The sequence below is a fragment of the Streptomyces sp. NPDC002055 genome, assembly GCF_040296705.1.
Classification (GTDB): domain Bacteria; phylum Actinomycetota; class Actinomycetes; order Streptomycetales; family Streptomycetaceae; genus Streptomyces.
This window is the reverse complement of record NZ_JBEOXS010000073.1, coordinates 17,561-33,280: the sequence shown is the minus strand read 5'-3', so window position 1 is coordinate 33,280 and position 15,720 is coordinate 17,561. Positions and strand designations below refer to the sequence as shown.

General features: G+C 73.8%; 10 protein-coding genes and 1 pseudogene. 4 read left to right on the top strand and 7 right to left on the bottom strand.

The genetic code is table 11. The features are described 5' to 3' along the window. Positions 1 to 115 precede the first annotated feature (115 nt). The 4 genes and pseudogenes from ABT112_RS30530 to ABT112_RS30515 form a co-directional block, all read right to left on the bottom strand. Complete coding sequence (locus tag ABT112_RS30530) at positions 116 to 1,342, bottom strand: MFS transporter (protein ID WP_351515026.1); 1,227 nt, start codon at positions 1,340 to 1,342, stop codon at positions 116 to 118. A gap of 509 nt (positions 1,343 to 1,851) precedes the next feature. Next, on the bottom strand, positions 1,852 to 2,871 hold the full coding sequence (locus tag ABT112_RS30525) for an endonuclease/exonuclease/phosphatase family protein (protein WP_351515025.1): 1,020 nt from the start codon (positions 2,869 to 2,871) through the stop codon (positions 1,852 to 1,854). Positions 2,872 to 3,444: 573 nt separating this feature from the next. Continuing rightward, positions 3,445 to 4,134 (bottom strand): annotated as a pseudogene (locus tag ABT112_RS30520) (TetR/AcrR family transcriptional regulator); the annotation flags it as partial. Next, positions 4,131 to 5,777, bottom strand: coding sequence for an MFS transporter (locus tag ABT112_RS30515; protein WP_351515024.1), 1,647 nt, complete (start codon positions 5,775 to 5,777; stop codon positions 4,131 to 4,133). The gene ABT112_RS30515 and the pseudogene ABT112_RS30520, both read right to left, overlap by 4 nt. Positions 5,778 to 6,122: 345 nt before the next feature. Here ABT112_RS30515 and panB point away from each other — a divergent pair, with 345 nt between their 5' ends. From panB to ABT112_RS30500, 3 genes are all read left to right on the top strand, one after another. Next, positions 6,123 to 7,010, top strand: a complete 888-nt coding sequence (gene panB, locus ABT112_RS30510) for a 3-methyl-2-oxobutanoate hydroxymethyltransferase (RefSeq protein ID WP_351515023.1) — start codon at positions 6,123 to 6,125, stop codon at positions 7,008 to 7,010. A gap of 339 nt (positions 7,011 to 7,349) precedes the next feature. Beyond that, positions 7,350 to 8,366 (top strand): ATP-binding cassette domain-containing protein, encoded by a 1,017-nt coding sequence (locus tag ABT112_RS30505; protein WP_351515022.1) that lies wholly within the window; start codon positions 7,350 to 7,352, stop codon positions 8,364 to 8,366. After that, a complete protein-coding gene (locus ABT112_RS30500; RefSeq protein ID WP_351515021.1) occupies positions 8,363 to 9,211 on the top strand; it encodes an ABC transporter permease in 849 nt (282 codons plus the stop codon). Before ABT112_RS30505 ends, ABT112_RS30500 begins: the two co-directional genes overlap by 4 nt. A 14-nt stretch (positions 9,212 to 9,225) precedes the next feature. On the opposite strand, the gene ABT112_RS30495 is transcribed toward ABT112_RS30500, so the two are convergent. Both ABT112_RS30495 and ABT112_RS30490 read right to left on the bottom strand, forming a co-directional pair. Then, positions 9,226 to 12,987: an AfsR/SARP family transcriptional regulator gene (locus ABT112_RS30495; RefSeq protein ID WP_351515020.1), complete on the bottom strand. Its 3,762-nt coding sequence runs from the start codon at positions 12,985 to 12,987 to the stop codon at positions 9,226 to 9,228. A 40-nt stretch (positions 12,988 to 13,027) separates the two neighbouring features. Then, complete coding sequence (locus ABT112_RS30490) at positions 13,028 to 13,681, bottom strand: DUF6578 domain-containing protein (protein ID WP_351515019.1); 654 nt, start codon at positions 13,679 to 13,681, stop codon at positions 13,028 to 13,030. A gap of 583 nt (positions 13,682 to 14,264) precedes the next feature. Here ABT112_RS30490 and ABT112_RS30485 point away from each other — a divergent pair. Beyond that, the gene (locus tag ABT112_RS30485; RefSeq protein ID WP_351515018.1) at positions 14,265 to 15,059 is read left to right on the top strand and encodes a site-2 protease family protein; all 795 of its coding nucleotides are present in this window, start codon (positions 14,265 to 14,267) and stop codon (positions 15,057 to 15,059) included. Positions 15,060 to 15,142: 83 nt separating this feature from the next. Here the strand turns inward: ABT112_RS30485 and ABT112_RS30480 are convergent, their stop codons facing one another. Beyond that, positions 15,143 to 15,343 carry a hypothetical protein gene (locus ABT112_RS30480; RefSeq protein ID WP_351515017.1) on the bottom strand — a complete coding sequence of 67 codons (201 nt, stop codon included), beginning with the start codon at positions 15,341 to 15,343 and terminating at the stop codon, positions 15,143 to 15,145. Positions 15,344 to 15,720 lie beyond the last annotated feature (377 nt).

The window sequence follows — 15,720 nt, the reverse complement described above, 5'->3', positions numbered from 1 at the left end:
TTCCGGAAGCTTCCGTGTATTTGTGGCCCCCAGGGCCGTAAATATACGTTCCGGAACCCCCCACCCCGGAGGCCCCGGCCCCCGCCCGCACACCCCCTCGGCGCGCACCCCCGCCTCAGCCGACCCACTCCGTCCGCACCGGATCCGAACTACGAGCCACCACCCGCGACCCGGACGCCCCGGAAACCCCGGACCCCCCACCATCCCGATCGAGCACCCCCGCAACCGCCGCAATCCCCAGCCCCAGAACGGCGAGCACCGCCCCCACCAGAGTCGGTGACGTCCACCCCCACCCCGCCGCGATCGCCGCACCGCCGAGCCACGCCCCGCCCGCGTTCGCCAGGTTGAACGCCGAGTGGTTGGAGGCCGAGGCCAGCGTGGGAGCATGCCGGGCCTTGTTCATGACGAGCATCTGCAGCGGTGTCGTCGTCATGAAGCCGACCGCCCCCAGCAGCACCACAGTGACGAGCGCCGCCCAGGTCACATGCACCGTGAAGTCGAAGACGACCAGGACCACCGCGAGGGCGCCCAGCGCCCCGTAGAGGGTGGGCCGCAGCGCGCGGTCGGTCAGCGGTCCGGCGACGAGGGCGCCCAGCGTCATCCCGGTGCCGAACAGCGCCAGCACCACCGTCACCGACGTCTCGGCGAGCCCGGTGACCTCGGTCATCATCGAGGCCAGGTAGCTGTAGACGGCGAAGACCCCGGCGAACCCGAAGACGGCGGTCAGCAGCCCGAGCAGCACCTGCCGGTCGCCGAGGGCGCGCAGCTCGCGTCCGAGGCCGGCCCGCTCGTCGAGCGGCATGTGCGGGACGAGCCGGGCGAGCGCGGCCATCGCCAGCACCCCGATGCCCGTCACCACCAGGAACGTCGACCGCCAGCCGAGCTGCTGTCCGAGCAGGGTGCCGACGGGTACGCCGACGATGTTGGCGACGGTGAGCCCCAGGAACATCGTGGCGACCGCCCGCGCCTGTCGCCCCTCGTCCACCAGCCGGGCGGCGACCACCGCTCCGACGCCGAAGAACGCGCCGTGCGGCAGCCCTGCGAGGACCCGCCCGCCGGCCAGCAGCCCGAAGTTCGGGGCGAGCGCGGACGCCAGGTTGCCCACCGTGAACAGGCCCATGAGCAGGACGAGCATCCGCTTGCGCGGGATCCGGGAGCCGAGCGCGGTCAGAAGCGGGGCGCCGACGACGACGCCGATGGCGTAGGCGGAGACGAGGTAGCCGGCGGTGGGCACGGAGGTGCCCAGGTCGTTCGCGACGTTGGGCAGGAGGCCCATCATCACGAACTCGGTGGTGCCGATACCGAAGGCGCTGATCGCGAGAGCGAGCAAGGCCAGGGGCATGGAGGAACCTTTCGGGGGTTGCGCGCGGAAGGGCGGGGGCGGGGCAGGGGGACGGGCAGTGTTTCGTAAGTTCGATTACGAAACAAAGTCTCCCAGCCTGAATGTTCCGGCCCGTGAACTCCGCTTTGCGAACAGGCCAAACCTCCCCGCCGCCGCGCCCGCGGCAGCGATCGCTCCCCCGCAACCGTCCAGGCACCGACCCACACCGGCCCCCACCTCGGAACACGCGGGATACGCGGGACCGGCCACCGCCCGCCCGGCACCACGGCTCACCCGGTCCGCACCGCACCCCCCGGACGGCACCCGGCCGCGCACTGGACCGTCACGGAGTGGGCCGTCTCACATCGGGCCGACACGCGCCGGACGGCCCGAAGCGCACGGTCCCACCGGGCCCGCGTACCCGCTCCGTCCGGCCCGCTCCGTCCGGCCCGATCCATCCAGCCCGATCCGTCCAGCCCGCTCAGGACACCCCTCCGGAGGCTCCCTCCGAACGCCCCTCCGAACCGTCCCTACAGCTCGACCGAGGCCGCCAGCGGCAGATGGTCGCTGCCGGTCGCCGGCATGGACCACGAGGCCACCGGCTCGACACCGCGCACCATGATCTGGTCGATCCGCGCCATCGGGAACCCGGCGGGCCAGCTGAAGCCGAACCCGTCGCCCGACGCGCCCTGCGTGGAACGCATCTGGGCGGTGACGGGGGCCAGCGAGCGGTCGTTCATGGTGCCGTTGAGGTCGCCGAGGAGCACCACCTTGTCCAGGCTCTCACCCGCGATGGCGTTGCCCAGGGCCGCCGCGCTGCCGTCCCGCTGACCTGCGGTGAAGCCCGCGTTGAACTTGACCCGGACGGAGGGCAGATGGGCGACGTAGACGGCGACGTCCCCCTTCGGGGTCTGCACGGTGCCGCGCAGCGCCCGCGTCCAGCCCAGCTTGATGTCGACCGGGCGGACATCGTTGAGCGGGTACTTGCTCCACACCCCGACGGTGCCCTGCACGGAGTGGTACTTGTACGTGCCCCCGAGCGCCTTCCGGTACGTCGGCAGGGCCTCGCCCGTCAGTTCCTCCAGCGCGACGACGTCGGCTCCGGAGTCGACGACGTTGGCCGCGGTGCCCCGCGGGTCGGCGTTCTCCGCGTTCACGTTGTGGGTGGCCACCGTCAGGTCGCCCTTGGAGTCGGACTTGCCGCCGACGAGGCCGCCGAACATGTTCAGCCACACCGCGGCCAGTGCCGCCAGCGCGATGAGCGCGGTCGCCGACCGGCGCAACAGAGCGGCCACCAGCAGCAGCGGAACGAAAAGTCCCAGCCACGGCAGGAACGTCTCCAGCAGGCTGCCGAGGTTGCCGACGGTGTTGGGGACCTCGGAGTGGAAGGCCAGCGCGCCGGTGATCAGCAGGGCGAACGCCGCGAGGAAGATGCCGCGGCGCCAGATTCCCGGACCGTGCCAGCCGCGGAACAGGCGTCGGGCCCGGGACCCGGTCCGCTCGGAGCCCGAGCTGCCGTGACCCGTATCCGTCGTGTACGCCTGCGTCATGTGCCGTTCCTCGCTTGCTTCGCGCCGCTCTCCGCCTACGCACCATAGGCGATGACCAGTGGGTTCCTTGCCGCCCGGGGTGGTCGGTTCTCCCACGATGACGATCGCTTCCGGGGGCTGGGTTCCGGTCGGCCCCGGGTGTGGGAGCCCTGTGACAGAACCTGGACAAACACCGAGGTGCGAAAGCCCGTTCCCGGCCCCCGGGGCCGCGGCGGGGCGCGGGCGGCGGACCGGTGCCGGAGCCCCGGCGGACCGTCCTGGAACTGCTGCCCGGAACGGCGATTTTCAGCCCTCCCCGTGACCGGCCGGTCCGGGGTCACGACGGTCCCGGCGACGGGGCGTTCCGGCCGGGCCCGGGTCCGCGCCCCGGACCGGTCAGGCCGGTGGGCGCACACCGGGACCGGCCGGCGGGCGGCCGCCCGGCCCGCCCTCCGGACGCCCGTCCGGTCCGGACTGCGGGCTCCTGTCCGGTCCGGACTGCGGGCTCCTGTCCGGTCCGGACTGCGGGCTCCTGTCCGGTCCGGACTGCGGGCGCACGTCCGGTCCGGACTGCGGGCGCACACCCGGTCCGCCCGGTGGACGCACACCGTGAAGGACCGTGTCCACGATCTGCTCGGGCAGCCCCGGGGGCAGTTCCTTCCAGTCCTGCAGGACGACCCGGGCCAGCATCGGCCCGACGAAGAGATCGGCGAGAACGTCGAGGTCCACGTCGTCGCGCACCTCGCCGGAGGCGGTCCCGCGCCGCAGTACGGCGAGCACGGCTTCGCGCCGCTGCTGGACGACCGTGTCGTGGTACTGCTTCCAGAGCGCCGGGTGTGCCCGCACCTCGGCGACCACCGCCCGCAGCACCGCGGAGGAGCGTTTGGCGAGTCCGCGCCGCCGCAGGAACTCCAGCGTGACCACCAGATCGTCACGGACCGAGACGCCCGCGGGCTCGGGGGTGTGCAGGTCGAGGGAGTGCAGCACGTCGAGCAGCAGGGCCTCCTTGCCCGGCCAGCGCCGGTAGACGGTGGCCTTGCCGACGCCCGCCTCCCGGGCGATCCGCTCCATGGAGAGTTCGCCGACGGTGACGCCCTCCTCCAGGAGGCGGAGAACCGCTTCGACGATCGCGGTGCCGGCGGCGGCGTTCCGCGGGCGCCCGCGGCGCTCGGCGGCCTGGAGGCCCGCCCCGGACTCCGGCCCCGCCCCGCGTCCCTCGACGGACGCGGACCGGGCCCCGGTCCCGGTCCCGGCCGCTCCCCCGCCCGCGGCCCGCCCCGTCACCGGTCCGCCCTCGCGGCACCGGCCCCCGTGTCCGACGCGGCCCCCGTGTCCGACGCGGCTCCCTGCGGGCCGTCTCCGGTCCGCGGGCCGTCCGGCGGCGGGGTGCGTCCGGGCAGGTAGCGCGCCACGACGGCCGCGCCGAGCAGGGCGGCCCCGGACGCCCCGAGGGCGGTGGTGTGCATGGCGTGGAGGAAGGCGTCATGGGCCGGCTGCACCAGGGAGCGGCCCTGCGGCCCCATGCGTTCGACGGCCGCGAGGGTCGCCTCGATGGACTCGCCCGCGGCGTGCCGCATCCCCGGCGGCAGCACCCGGAGCCGGTCCTCGATACCCGCCCGGTAGCCGGTGGACAGCACCGAGCCGAGCACCGCCACTCCGAGGGCGCCGCCGACCTGCCGGAAGGTGTTGTTGATGGCCGAGCCGGAGCCCGCCTTCTCCCGCGGCAGCGCCTGCATGATCGAGGTGGTGACGGGGGGCATGGTGTGGGCCATCCCGATGCCCTGGACGAAGAAGAGCACCTCCAGGACCCAGATCGGGGTGTGTTGGCCGAGCAGGGTGAATCCGGCCAGGGCCAGGGCCACGAGCAGCAGGCCGCCGGTGCACACCACCCGTGGCCCGTACCGCTCGACGATCAGCCGGGCCCGGGGCGCGAAGACCAGCTGGGTGGCGGCGAGCGGCAGGATCAGGACGCCGGTCTGGAGCGGGCTGTAGCCGCGCACGCTCTGGGTGTAGAAGACGCTGAAGAAGGTGACGCCCATCAGCGCGAAGAAGACCAGCGAGACGGCCGCCACGGCCGCCGAGAAGGCCGGTTTCCGGAAGTAGGCCATGTCGAAGGCCGGATGGTCGCTGCGCTTCTCGTACAGGACGAAACCGGCCAGGACGGTGGCCCCGGCTCCGATCGCGCCGAGCACCCGGAGGTCGCCGAAGTCGGCGAGCTGGCCGCCGCGGATGATGCCGTACACCAGCAGGACGAGGCCGACGATGGAGAGCAGGACGCCCAGTGGGTCGAGGGCGCCGGGCTCGGGGTCCCGGGATTCGGGGACGAACAGCAGCATGCCGATCAGGCCCAGGGCGACGACGGGCACGTTGACCAGGAAGACCGAGCCCCACCAGAAGTGTTCGAGCAGCAGTCCGCCGGTGATCGGGCCGATCGCGATGGCGATGCCGACGCCGCCGACCCAGAAGCCGATGGCCCGGGGCTGTTCCTCGGGTTCGAAGACGTTCATCAGGATGGCGAGGGTGGCGGGCATGACGAAGGCCCCGCCGAGGCCCATGACGGCGCGGAAGGCGATGAGCTGTCCGGGTGAATCGGACACCGCGGCGAGCACCGAGCCGGTGCCGAAGATGGCCATGCCGTAGAGCAGGATCTTCTTGCGGCCGAGGCGGTCGCCGAGCAGGCCCGCGGTGAAGAGGATGCCGGCGAAGACCAGCGTGTAGGCGTTGATGGCCCATTCCAGCTGGCTCTGGGTGGCGCCCAGCCCGTGCGGAGGCGGGGTGGAGATCGTCTTCATCGCCACGTTCAGGATCGAGTGATCCAGCACCACGATGAGCAGGCTGAACATCAGCACGGCCAGGATCAGCCAGCGGCGGCGGTGGATGTCCTCCGGAACCCCGCGGGGGGTGGTGGCGCCGATGGAATTCGCCATGTTCAGCACATTACGGGACCTTTCGATACGGCGCCGTTCCGTATCGGAATGACGCCCGCGGGCCCGGACCTCGCCCCGGCTGTCCGGTGGCCGCCGGCACCGGCCCGGAAGCGGCCGGGGAAGGGATCCGCGGAGGCGCGGCGCCGGTCCGGAGGGGCCTGGATCCGGACGCGGTGAAGCCCGCCGGCAGCCCGGGAGAGCCCCGGCACAGCCCGGATAAGGGCGGGAACGAGGCGCGGGCCACAGCTGTCCGCGTCCCCTTTCCCGGCGGGGCACCAGGTGCCACCATGGAGCTGGTCCGGGGACGCCGTCAGGGCGCCTCGAGATGACGAAGGAGCCGTTGCCATGACGCACGTTTCGCCTGCCTCGAAACAGCCCTCTTCCGCCGCCTCCGGCGCGGACAGCAGCAAGGCCCTGTACGGGGGCACCGGCACCCGGCGGATCACCGTCCGTGACATCGCCGCCGCCAAGCACCGCGGCGAGAAGTGGCCCATGCTCACCGCCTACGACGCGATGACCGCCGCCGTCTTCGACGAGTCCGGCATCCCGGTCATGCTGGTCGGCGACTCGATGGGCAACTGTCACCTCGGCTACGAGTCCACCGTCCCGGTGACGATGGACGAGGTCACGATGCTCTCCGCCGCGGTGGTCCGCGGCACCGGCCGGGCGCTGATCGTCGGCGACCTGCCCTTCGGGTCGTACCAGGAGGGCGCGGTACAGGCCCTGCGGAACGCCACCCGGCTGGTGAAGGACGCCGGTGTCGGCGCCGTGAAGCTGGAGGGCGGCGAGCGCTCGGCGCACCAGATCGAGCTGCTCGTCCAGTCGGGCATCCCGGTGATGGCGCACATCGGGCTCACCCCGCAGTCGGTCAACGCCTACGGCGGCTACCCGGTGCAGGGCCGCGGCGAGGAGGCCGCCCAGCAGCTCCGCCGGGACGCGAAGGCGGTGCAGGACGCGGGCGCCTTCGCGGTGGTCCTGGAGCTCGTGCCGTCCGAGCTGGCCGCCGAGGTCACCCGGTCGCTGCACATCCCGACCGTCGGCATCGGCGCGGGCCCGGAGTGCGACGCGCAGGTGCTGGTGTGGACGGACATGGCCGGCATGACGGCCGGCCGGGTCCCCCGGTTCGTCAAGCAGTACGCGCAGCTGCGCGAGGCCCTGGGCGGTGCCGCCAAGGCGTTCGCGGAGGACGTCGTCGGCGGCGCGTACCCGGCCGAGGAGCACAGCTTCCACTGATCCTCACCGCCCGGCCGTCCGCTCCCCCGCCGGAGCCGGCCGGCCGGGCACCGAGCCGCCACCGAGCGGGGGATCCGCCCGGCGCCGAGCCGCTGCCGTACGCAGCGCCGCGGCGGACGGGGCCGCACGGCCCTCCCCCGGCCGACAGCCTGCCGATCTCCCCCGTCGGCAGGCTGTCGGCGTCGGGGCGACACCGCCGGTCGTCGTGAACGGCGGGGCCGCCCGTCGGCCGGAGGTCGACGGGCCTTCGGCGAGCGTGTCGTGAGGCTGTCGGCACCGTCGGCAGGCTGTCGGCGTCCTGTCGGTGGATTGTCGGTGGGGCATGGCACCGTGAGGGCCATGACGAGACTCGACAACGGCCCCGGTGGGGGCAACGCCGTCGAAGTACGGGGGCTGGTCAAGCACTTCGGTGAGACCCGCGCCGTCGACGGGGTGGATCTGAAGGTGAAGGAAGGCACCGTCCTCGGTGTCCTCGGGCCGAACGGCGCCGGCAAGACGACGCTGGTCCGGTGCCTCTCCACGCTCCTGGTGCCGGACGCCGGCACCGCGACCGTCGCGGGGTACGACGTGGTGCGGCAGCCGCGCCAGCTGCGCCGCACCATCGGCCTGACCGGGCAGTACGCCTCGGTGGACGAGAAGCTGTCCGGCTGGGAGAACCTCTACATGATCGGGCGGCTGCTCGACCTGCCGCGCAAGGACGCCCGCCGCCGGGCCGACGAGCTGCTGGAGCGCTTCTCGCTCACCGAGGCGGCCAAGCGCCCCGCCGCGCAGTACTCGGGCGGCATGCGGCGCCGTCTCGACCTGGCGGCGTCCATGATCGGCCGCCCGGCGGTGCTGTATCTGGACGAGCCGACGACGGGCCTGGACCCGCGCACCCGCAACGAGGTGTGGGAGGAGGTCCGGAGGATGGTCGGCGACGGCGCCACCGTGCTGCTCACCACCCAGTACATGGAGGAGGCCGAGCAGCTGGCGAGCGAGCTGACCGTCATCGACCGCGGCAAGGTCATCGCCGAGGGCCGGGTGAACGAGCTGAAGGCGAAGGTCGGCGGCCGCACCCTCCAGGTCCGTCCGGCCGACCCCGGGCAGCTGACGCCGATGGTCGACGCCATCGCGCAGGCGGGGCTCGACGGCATCGCCGGCGCCACCGCCGATGTGGAGGAAGGCCTGGTCAACGTCCCGATCGTGAGCGACGAACAGCTGACCGCGGTGATAGGGCTGCTGGGCGAGCGGGGATTCGCGATCGCCGGTATCGACACCCATCTGCCCAGTCTGGACGAGGTGTTCCTGGCCCTCACCGGCCAGAAGACCTCCCCGCAGGGCCCAGAGGCCCCCGAACTCGAGGAGGTCGCCGCATGAGCGCCACCACGGTGCAGCCGGGCGGGGCTCCCCTGTCCGCGAAGAAGCTCCCCGGTGAGGGGCGGATCGGGCTGCGCGCGAACCTGCGGCACATCGGTGCGCTGGTGCGCCGCAACGCCCTGCAGATCAAGGCCGACCCGGAGTCGATGTTCGACGCCGTGCTGATGCCGATCATCTTCACGATGCTGTTCGTGTACGTCTTCGGCGGCGCGGTGGGCGGCAGCCTGGGCGGTGACCGGGACGTCTACATCAACTACGTCGTTCCCGGCCTGATGGCCATGGGCGGACTGAACATCGCGATGTCGGTCGGCACCGGGGTCAACGACGACTTCAACAAGGGGGTGATGGACCGTTTCCGGACCATGCCCATCGCCCGCTCCTCGGTGCTGATCGCCAAGCTGCTGGTGGAGAGCGGCCGGATGCTGGTCTCCACGGTCGTGCTGCTGACCGTGGGCTTCGTCATCGGCTTCGATCTGAAGACCGGCCCGCTGGAGCTGCTCGGCGCGGTGGCGCTCGCGCTGCTCTTCGGATCCTCACTGACCTGGATCTTCATGCTGCTGGGGCTCTCCTTGAAGACCCCGCAGGCGGTGCAGGGGCTGGGCTTCCTGGTGATCATGCCGCTGCAGTTCGGTTCGTCGATCTTCGCACCGCCCACGTCGATGCCCGGCTGGCTGCAGAGCTTCACCGACTACAACCCGCTCTCCCAGCTGGCGGACGCGGCCCGGGCGCTGATGAACGGCCAGGGCGCGGTGGCCCATCCGGTCATGGTCACCCTGGCCTGGGCGGTGGGCATCACGGTGGTGACGGCGCCGCTGGCGGTGGCGAAGTTCCGCAAGCGCACCTGAGCGGGCGTGCCCGCTCAGACCAGGGCGGTGGCCTCCTCGACGGTGAGGCGGCCGCCTTCGGTCCGCCCGCGCTCGTACCTCTCGGGGGTCAGCAGGGCCCGGGCGGATTCCTCCGCCTGCCCGCGGGTCTCCCGCTCCAGCGCTGCGGCATGGTGCCCGTCGGGGATGAGGGCGTCGTACGCGCCGAGCAGCCGGGCGGCCCGCTCCGCACCGTCCCTGCCGCCGAGGGCCGCGTGGCCGCGGGCGCCGTTGAGCAGCTGGACCACCGGCATGGTGGGGGCGACGATCCGGGTGAGCGGGTCCTGGCACTTGACCAGGGCCTCGCGGATGTTGCGCAGCCCCTCCTCGGGTCGCCCGTCGAGGATGTCCAGCCAGCCGAGCAGGCTCCGCAGCACCCCTTCGAAGATCTCGGGCGGCTGGTGACGGAACTCCGCCAGCAGCTGGTCGAGATGACCGCGGGCCTCGTCCGTGCGGCCGGTGCGGCCGAGCCGGACGGCGAGCTGCAGATGGGCGAAGGTGGTGGCGTCCTGCCCGGAGTGCCGGCTCTCGGCCAGCGCCTCGCGGAGCATCCGCTCGCCGGTCTCGTCCTCTCCCGCCTCGATGAGGGCCCCGCCCAGCCGGGTCCGCAGCAGCGGCACCTGGCCGAGCGCGCCGAGCCGCTGGGCGTAGCGGATCGCCTCCCGGAAGTCCTCGGCCGCGGCCCGGTACTCGCCGCGCCGCTCCCGCGCCTCGCCACGGGAGGAGAGCGCCTCGGCCACGCCCCACATGTCGCCGAGCCGGACGAAGATCTCCAGGCTCTCGTCGGCGTCCTGCCGGACCACCCGCTGCTTGCCGGCGTGTTCCGCCATCAGCCGGGCGCGGAACTGCAGGACGAAGGCGAGCTCCCAGACGTAGCCGTAGGCGCGGCAGCCGTCCACCGCGCCGTCGACGGTGGTCCGCAGCTGCTCGAACTCGCCGGTCAGCACCACGGCGTAGTACCACATGAAGCCCGGGAAGCGGCAGGTCTGCGGCTGCCCGGCGCGGTAGGCCGAGACCATGCCCCGCAGTCCCTCCCGCATGGCGGGGCTGCCGGCGTCGCCGAGGTTGCCCTCCATGTTGGCGAGGGTGAGCAGCCGCACCCCTCGGCGGGCCTCCTGGAGGAGCTGGGGAGGCATCGGCGGTGGGGCTTCGACGGGATGGTCGAAGAGGTCGGGCGCCGGCTCGACGGGGGTCCGGAACGGGTCGGGGCCCAGCTCGGCGGCGGCCGCCGACCAGAAGCGGGCGTCGGTGCGGTGGTCACGCAGCTGCCAGAACCAGCCCAGGGAGAGCACCAGGCAGAGGGCCTCGTGCTCGTCGCGGGCGGCGATCGCCCGGCGGAGCGCGATCCGCAGGTTGTCGTGCTCCTGCTCCAGCCGTTCCAGCCAGCGGCGCTGGTCCGGGCCGCGGAGCAACGGGTCGGCGGTGCGGGCCAGTTCCCGGAAGTGCACCAGGTGCCGGTGCTCGGCCACGGCCCGTTCGGCCGCCTCGTCGAGCCGGGCGGCGGCGTACTCGGCGACGGTCTCCAGCAGCCGGTAGCGCATCCCGTCGCCGTCGGCCGACGGCTCCGCCACGAGAAGCGACTTGTCGACCAGGGAGCCGAGCAGGGCGGCGATGTCCCGGACGTCGAGCGACGGTGCGGCGGGGGCGACGGGGGTGGGGAGTCGGGGGAGCTCCGGGGACGGGGACGGCCCGGGTCTCCCGTCGCCGCAGACCTCTTCCGCGGCCGGCAGGTCGCAGCCGCCCGCGAAGACCGACAGGCGGCGCAGGACGGCCCGTTCGTCGTCGTCGAGGAGGTCCCAGGACCAGTCGACGACGGCGCGCAGGGTCTGCTGCCGGGGCAGAACGGTACGGCTGCCGCTGGTCAGAAGGCGGAAGCGGTCGTCCAGACGGTCGGCGAGCTGGCGTGGGGTGAGCAGTCTGAGCCGCGCCGCGGCGAGTTCCACGGCGAGCGGCAGCCCGTCCAGTCGGCGGCAGATCTCGGCGCAGGCCTCGGGGTCGTCCTCGGTGCGGAATCCGGGGCGGGCCGCCGCGCCGCGGTCGGCGAGCAACCGCAGCGCGACCGGGTCGGGCAGCGGCTCCACGGACCGGACCAGTTCGCCGGGCACGCCGAGCGGTTCCCGGCTGGTGGCGAGCACGGTGACGTCGGGGCAGCTGACGAGGAGGAATTCGGCCAGTGCGGCGGCGGCGCCGATCACATGCTCGCAGTTGTCGAGGACGAGCAGCATCCGGCGCCGCGCACAGTGCTCGGCGAGCCGGGGCAGCGGGTCGGCCGCGCTGGGGTCGGTGGCCGCGCGCAGTTCGGCGGCGCTGCCGCGGAGCACCGTCTCCCGCCCGCCGAGCGTGGTGAGCACGGTCTCCGGGACGGTCTGCGGGTCCTCCACGGGGGCCAGTTCGGCGAACCAGACGCCGTCCGGCCAGTGGTCGGCCACGGCTTCCGCGGCCTCCTGGGAGAGCCGGGTCTTCCCGGCCCCGCCGGGGCCCAGCAGGGTGACGAGCCGGGCGGCGGCAAGATCGCCGCGCAGGGTGTCGAGATCGCTCTCCCGGCCGACGAAACTGGTCAGCCGGGCCCGCATGTTGCCCGGCCGGGCGGTGGCGGCGCGCGGGCCGGGTCTCCGCTCGCCGCTGGACTCCGGGGTTTCGCCGCTGGGCTCCGGTGCTCCGCCGCTGGACTCCGGCGCTCCGCCGCTGGACTCCGGTGCTCCGCCGCTGGACTCCGGGCCTTCGCCGCTGGGCTTCCCCGCTCGGGGCCGCGCCTGATGGTCCCCCTCCGCCGACGGCTGCGCCTCGCCCGGCCGGTCCGGACGGGCGGTGTCCGACGGAGGGGCGGGCGTGCGCGGTGCGCCTTCGAACGGAGCGGCGTACGGCGCGGCGCCCGACGCAGGGACATGCCGTGCGGCGTCCGCCGGCGGGACGCGCCGTGCGGCATCCGACGGAGCGCGGGAGTCGTCGTCCGGCGGGGCGACCGGCCCCCCGGCGCCCGGTGCTGCGGGCCGGCCGGACCGCGGGGCACCGGCGCCGACGGCCTCCGGCGGGAGCCGGTCGCTGAGCAACTCGGCGTGCAGGGAGCGCAGTCCGGTGCTGGGGTCGGTGCCGAGGCGGTCGGCGATCGTCCGGCGGACCTCCTCGTAGGCCGCCAGGGCGTCGGCGCGGCGGCCGGTGTCGCGCAGGGCGCGGATGCGCAGCGCCTGGAGGGGTTCGTTCAGCGGGTCGGCCGCGCAGAGGGCGGTCAGTTCGGGGAGGGCCCGGTCGGCGCGGCCGAGTTCGAGGTCGGCGGCGAGGCGGGACCGGCGGGCCTCCATGCGGCGGAGCTCGGCCCGCGCCGCCGCCGCACCGGCGTCGCCGGGGAGGTCGGTGAGGGCCGGGCCCTGCCAGAGGGCGAGGGCGTCGTCGAGCAGGGCGGCCGCCCGTGCCGGGTCGCCGTCGGCCAGGGCGCGGGACCCCTCGTCCGCGAGCCGTTCGAAGCGGTACAGGTCGACGTCGTCCGGTGCGGCGCACAGCCGGTAGCCGCCCTCGGCCGAGCCGACGGCCTCGTGGCCGAGGGCCCGCCGCAGCCGTCCGACCAGGGCCTGCAGCGCCCCGGTGGCGTCGGCGGGCGGGTCCCCGTCCCAGATCTCGGCGATCAGCGCCTCCGCCGGGCGCACCCGGCCGGGGTGCCGGGCCAGCGCGGTGAGCAGGGCGCGCAGCCGCACGCCGCCGAGGACGACGGGGGAACCGTCGTCCCGGTGGGCCCGAGTGGTGCCGAGTATGGCGTAGCGCACGGGGCCATTCTCCCCGATGATCAACGACGGCCGGTCCGGGTCATGCCGGTGTGTCCGGTGTCTCCAGGGTGACCAGAACGCCCGTCTCGGAACGGTGGCCGACGGTGCCCCCGGGCTCCGTCGGCACCTCGTCCGCGAACCACTTGGGACAGGTCCGCTCCGGCCGCAGCCGGAGCTCCCCCGGCACCGGGACCAGGGTCCGCGAGCCCGGCGCGGTTTCCCGGAAACCCCTGGTCACCACGTGGATGGCGCGCACCCGGCCGGTGGTCTGCGGCACCACCTCGGGCTCCGGGCCGTGGTCGTTGACGGACAGCAGCCCGGTGAGGCGCGCCCGCGGCGGATACGGGGCCGCGACGGCTTGCGGCGGCTCGGCGGTTTGCCAGGACTCGGCGACTTGCCGGGCCTCGGCGGCTTGCGGGGACCCGACGGCTTGCGAGGGCTCGGCGGGGTACGGGGGCGGGGCCGCCCAGAGGGCGGTCAGCCCGCCGGCCCGCAGGACCGCGCCGGGTCCGTCCTCGCCGGTCAGGGGGTGGAGTACGCCCTCGACTTCGCTGTAGCAGTCGTCCCAGAGGCCGGGCGTCAGATCGTCCGGGGACTCCAGCTGCACGATCCACGCGACCTCGTCGCCGACGGAGAACGGGGTGCCGCAGCACTCCATCTCCCAGGAGGGGTAGTGGATTTTCCAGATCGCCATGGGTTCAGCCTGCCCGCAACACCGGGCCGGGCGCGCCGGGTTTTCCTACGACGATCATCCAGTGGGCCCACCGGGTACGGCAGTTGGCGGAGGTGGCCCGGCCCACAGCCGGCCGGCGGCCGGGCGCGGAGGCGGCGCAGCGGCGGGCGCAGAGACGGGCGACCGGCCGTGGGGCGGGGAACCGGCCGAGGCGGCGGCCCGGTACGGGGCGAATCGCCTCCTCCCCACCGCGGGGCCGGCGTCCCCCTCCCCGCCCCGGGCCGAACGGACGCCGGGCCCGGTGTCGGGCCGAACGACGCCGGGCCCGGTGCCGGGGCGTGTCCCAACGGTGGACTCCGGCGCAGGTCGAGGCTCCACGAGGGGGGAGGCGGTCCGGACGGGCCGCGCGGGTAGGGTCATCGGCGTTGACGTCGGAGGATTCGGCCGGAAGCCGCTGTGGCACGCACCACCGCGACCGGCCGCGGTCCGCCGGTACGGACGGGGTCTGCCACGGGCACGACGGCCGGTGGGCGGTCGCCGGGGGCGCCGCGGCCCGGCGTCACGGCCAGCAGACGGAACTCCTTCCCGGAAGATTGAGGAGGCTATGACAACCGCCATCGCCCGCAGTGACCGCCGCGTCAGCCCCGTGTTCCTGGCTCTTGTCGCGATCATGGGCGTCTCCGCCTGGGCGGTGTGGACGAACTTCTCGACGAGCAAGGGCTTCGCCGTCTTCCTGTTCGTCGTCTCCGGCTGGATCGTCTCGCTCTGTCTGCACGAGTACGCCCATGCGCGGACCGCCCTGCACGGCGGTGACATCTCGATCGGCGCCAAGGGCTACCTCACCCTCAACCCGCTCAAGTACACGCACGCCCTGCTGAGCATCGTGCTGCCCGTCGTCTTCGTGATCATGGGTGGGATCGGTCTGCCGGGCGGGGCGGTGTTCATCGAGCGGGGCCGGATCAAGGGCCGGGTGCGGCACAGTCTGATCTCCGCGGCCGGACCGCTCACCAACGTGGCCGTCGCCGTCGCCCTGACCGCGCCGTTCTGGCTCGGCACCGTGGACGGGGTGCCGGCGGTGTTCCGGTACGCCCTGGCCTTCCTGGCGCTGCTCCAGGTCACCGCGGCCATTCTGAACTTCCTGCCGGTCCCGGGGCTGGACGGCTACGGCGTGATCGAACCCTGGCTGTCCGCGGGCGTGCGGCGGCAGGTGGAGCCGTTCGCGCCGTTCGGTCTGATCGCGGTGTTCGGCGTGCTGTGGATCCCGGAGGTCAACCAGCTGTTCTTCTCCGCGGTGGACGCGATTCTGCACGCCCTCGGCGTCAACGGCTGGGACACCTACTGGGGCCAGGAGTACTTCCGGTTCTGGGAGGGCGAACCGGAGTCCCCGCTCAGCCTCTGACGGAGGCACCCGGTGACAGGCACGGTGACAGACACAGCCGGCGACGGGCTCAGTCTGTGTGACGGACCGGGCCGGTCACGGGCTCAGCCAGTGACGGACCCGTTCCGCTCCTGGGCGGCCCGGTCCGCCCGGGCCTTGCGCACGTAGAACCAGGCCATGTTCGACGAGACGCCCGCCATCATGATCCAGACGATGCCGAGCAGGCTGCCCTGCGTGAAGGACACGACCGCGGCGGCGAGGGCGAGCACGCAGACGATGAGGGCGTAGATGGCGAGGCGGGGCATGGGGTCGGCTTTCTCTGACGGAATGCGGTCCGGTGCCGTGACCGGGCGGCGCGCCGCTCGCGGCGCTCACCCGGGCCTTCGGCCGGGAGCTGCCCCGGGCACGGCACCAGCCATTGTCCCCCACGCCCCACGGCTGTCCCGCACGGGTCGCTGCCGCGGCTGACGCCGCCGGCCGTGCACGCCGGATCGCCACCCCTGGGGAACGGCTCGCGGACGAGGAGCCGGCGGGCCCGGGGAGCGGCGCGGACGGGGGCCGGCAGGCCCCGGAGCCACCGGCACGGAGACCCGCCGCCGGGCTCACCGAAGCCGCCGAGGCAACCGGAACAGCCGGCCCCACCGGCCCCGGGAGCCCCCAAAACCACCCCGCTCCAGCCGTC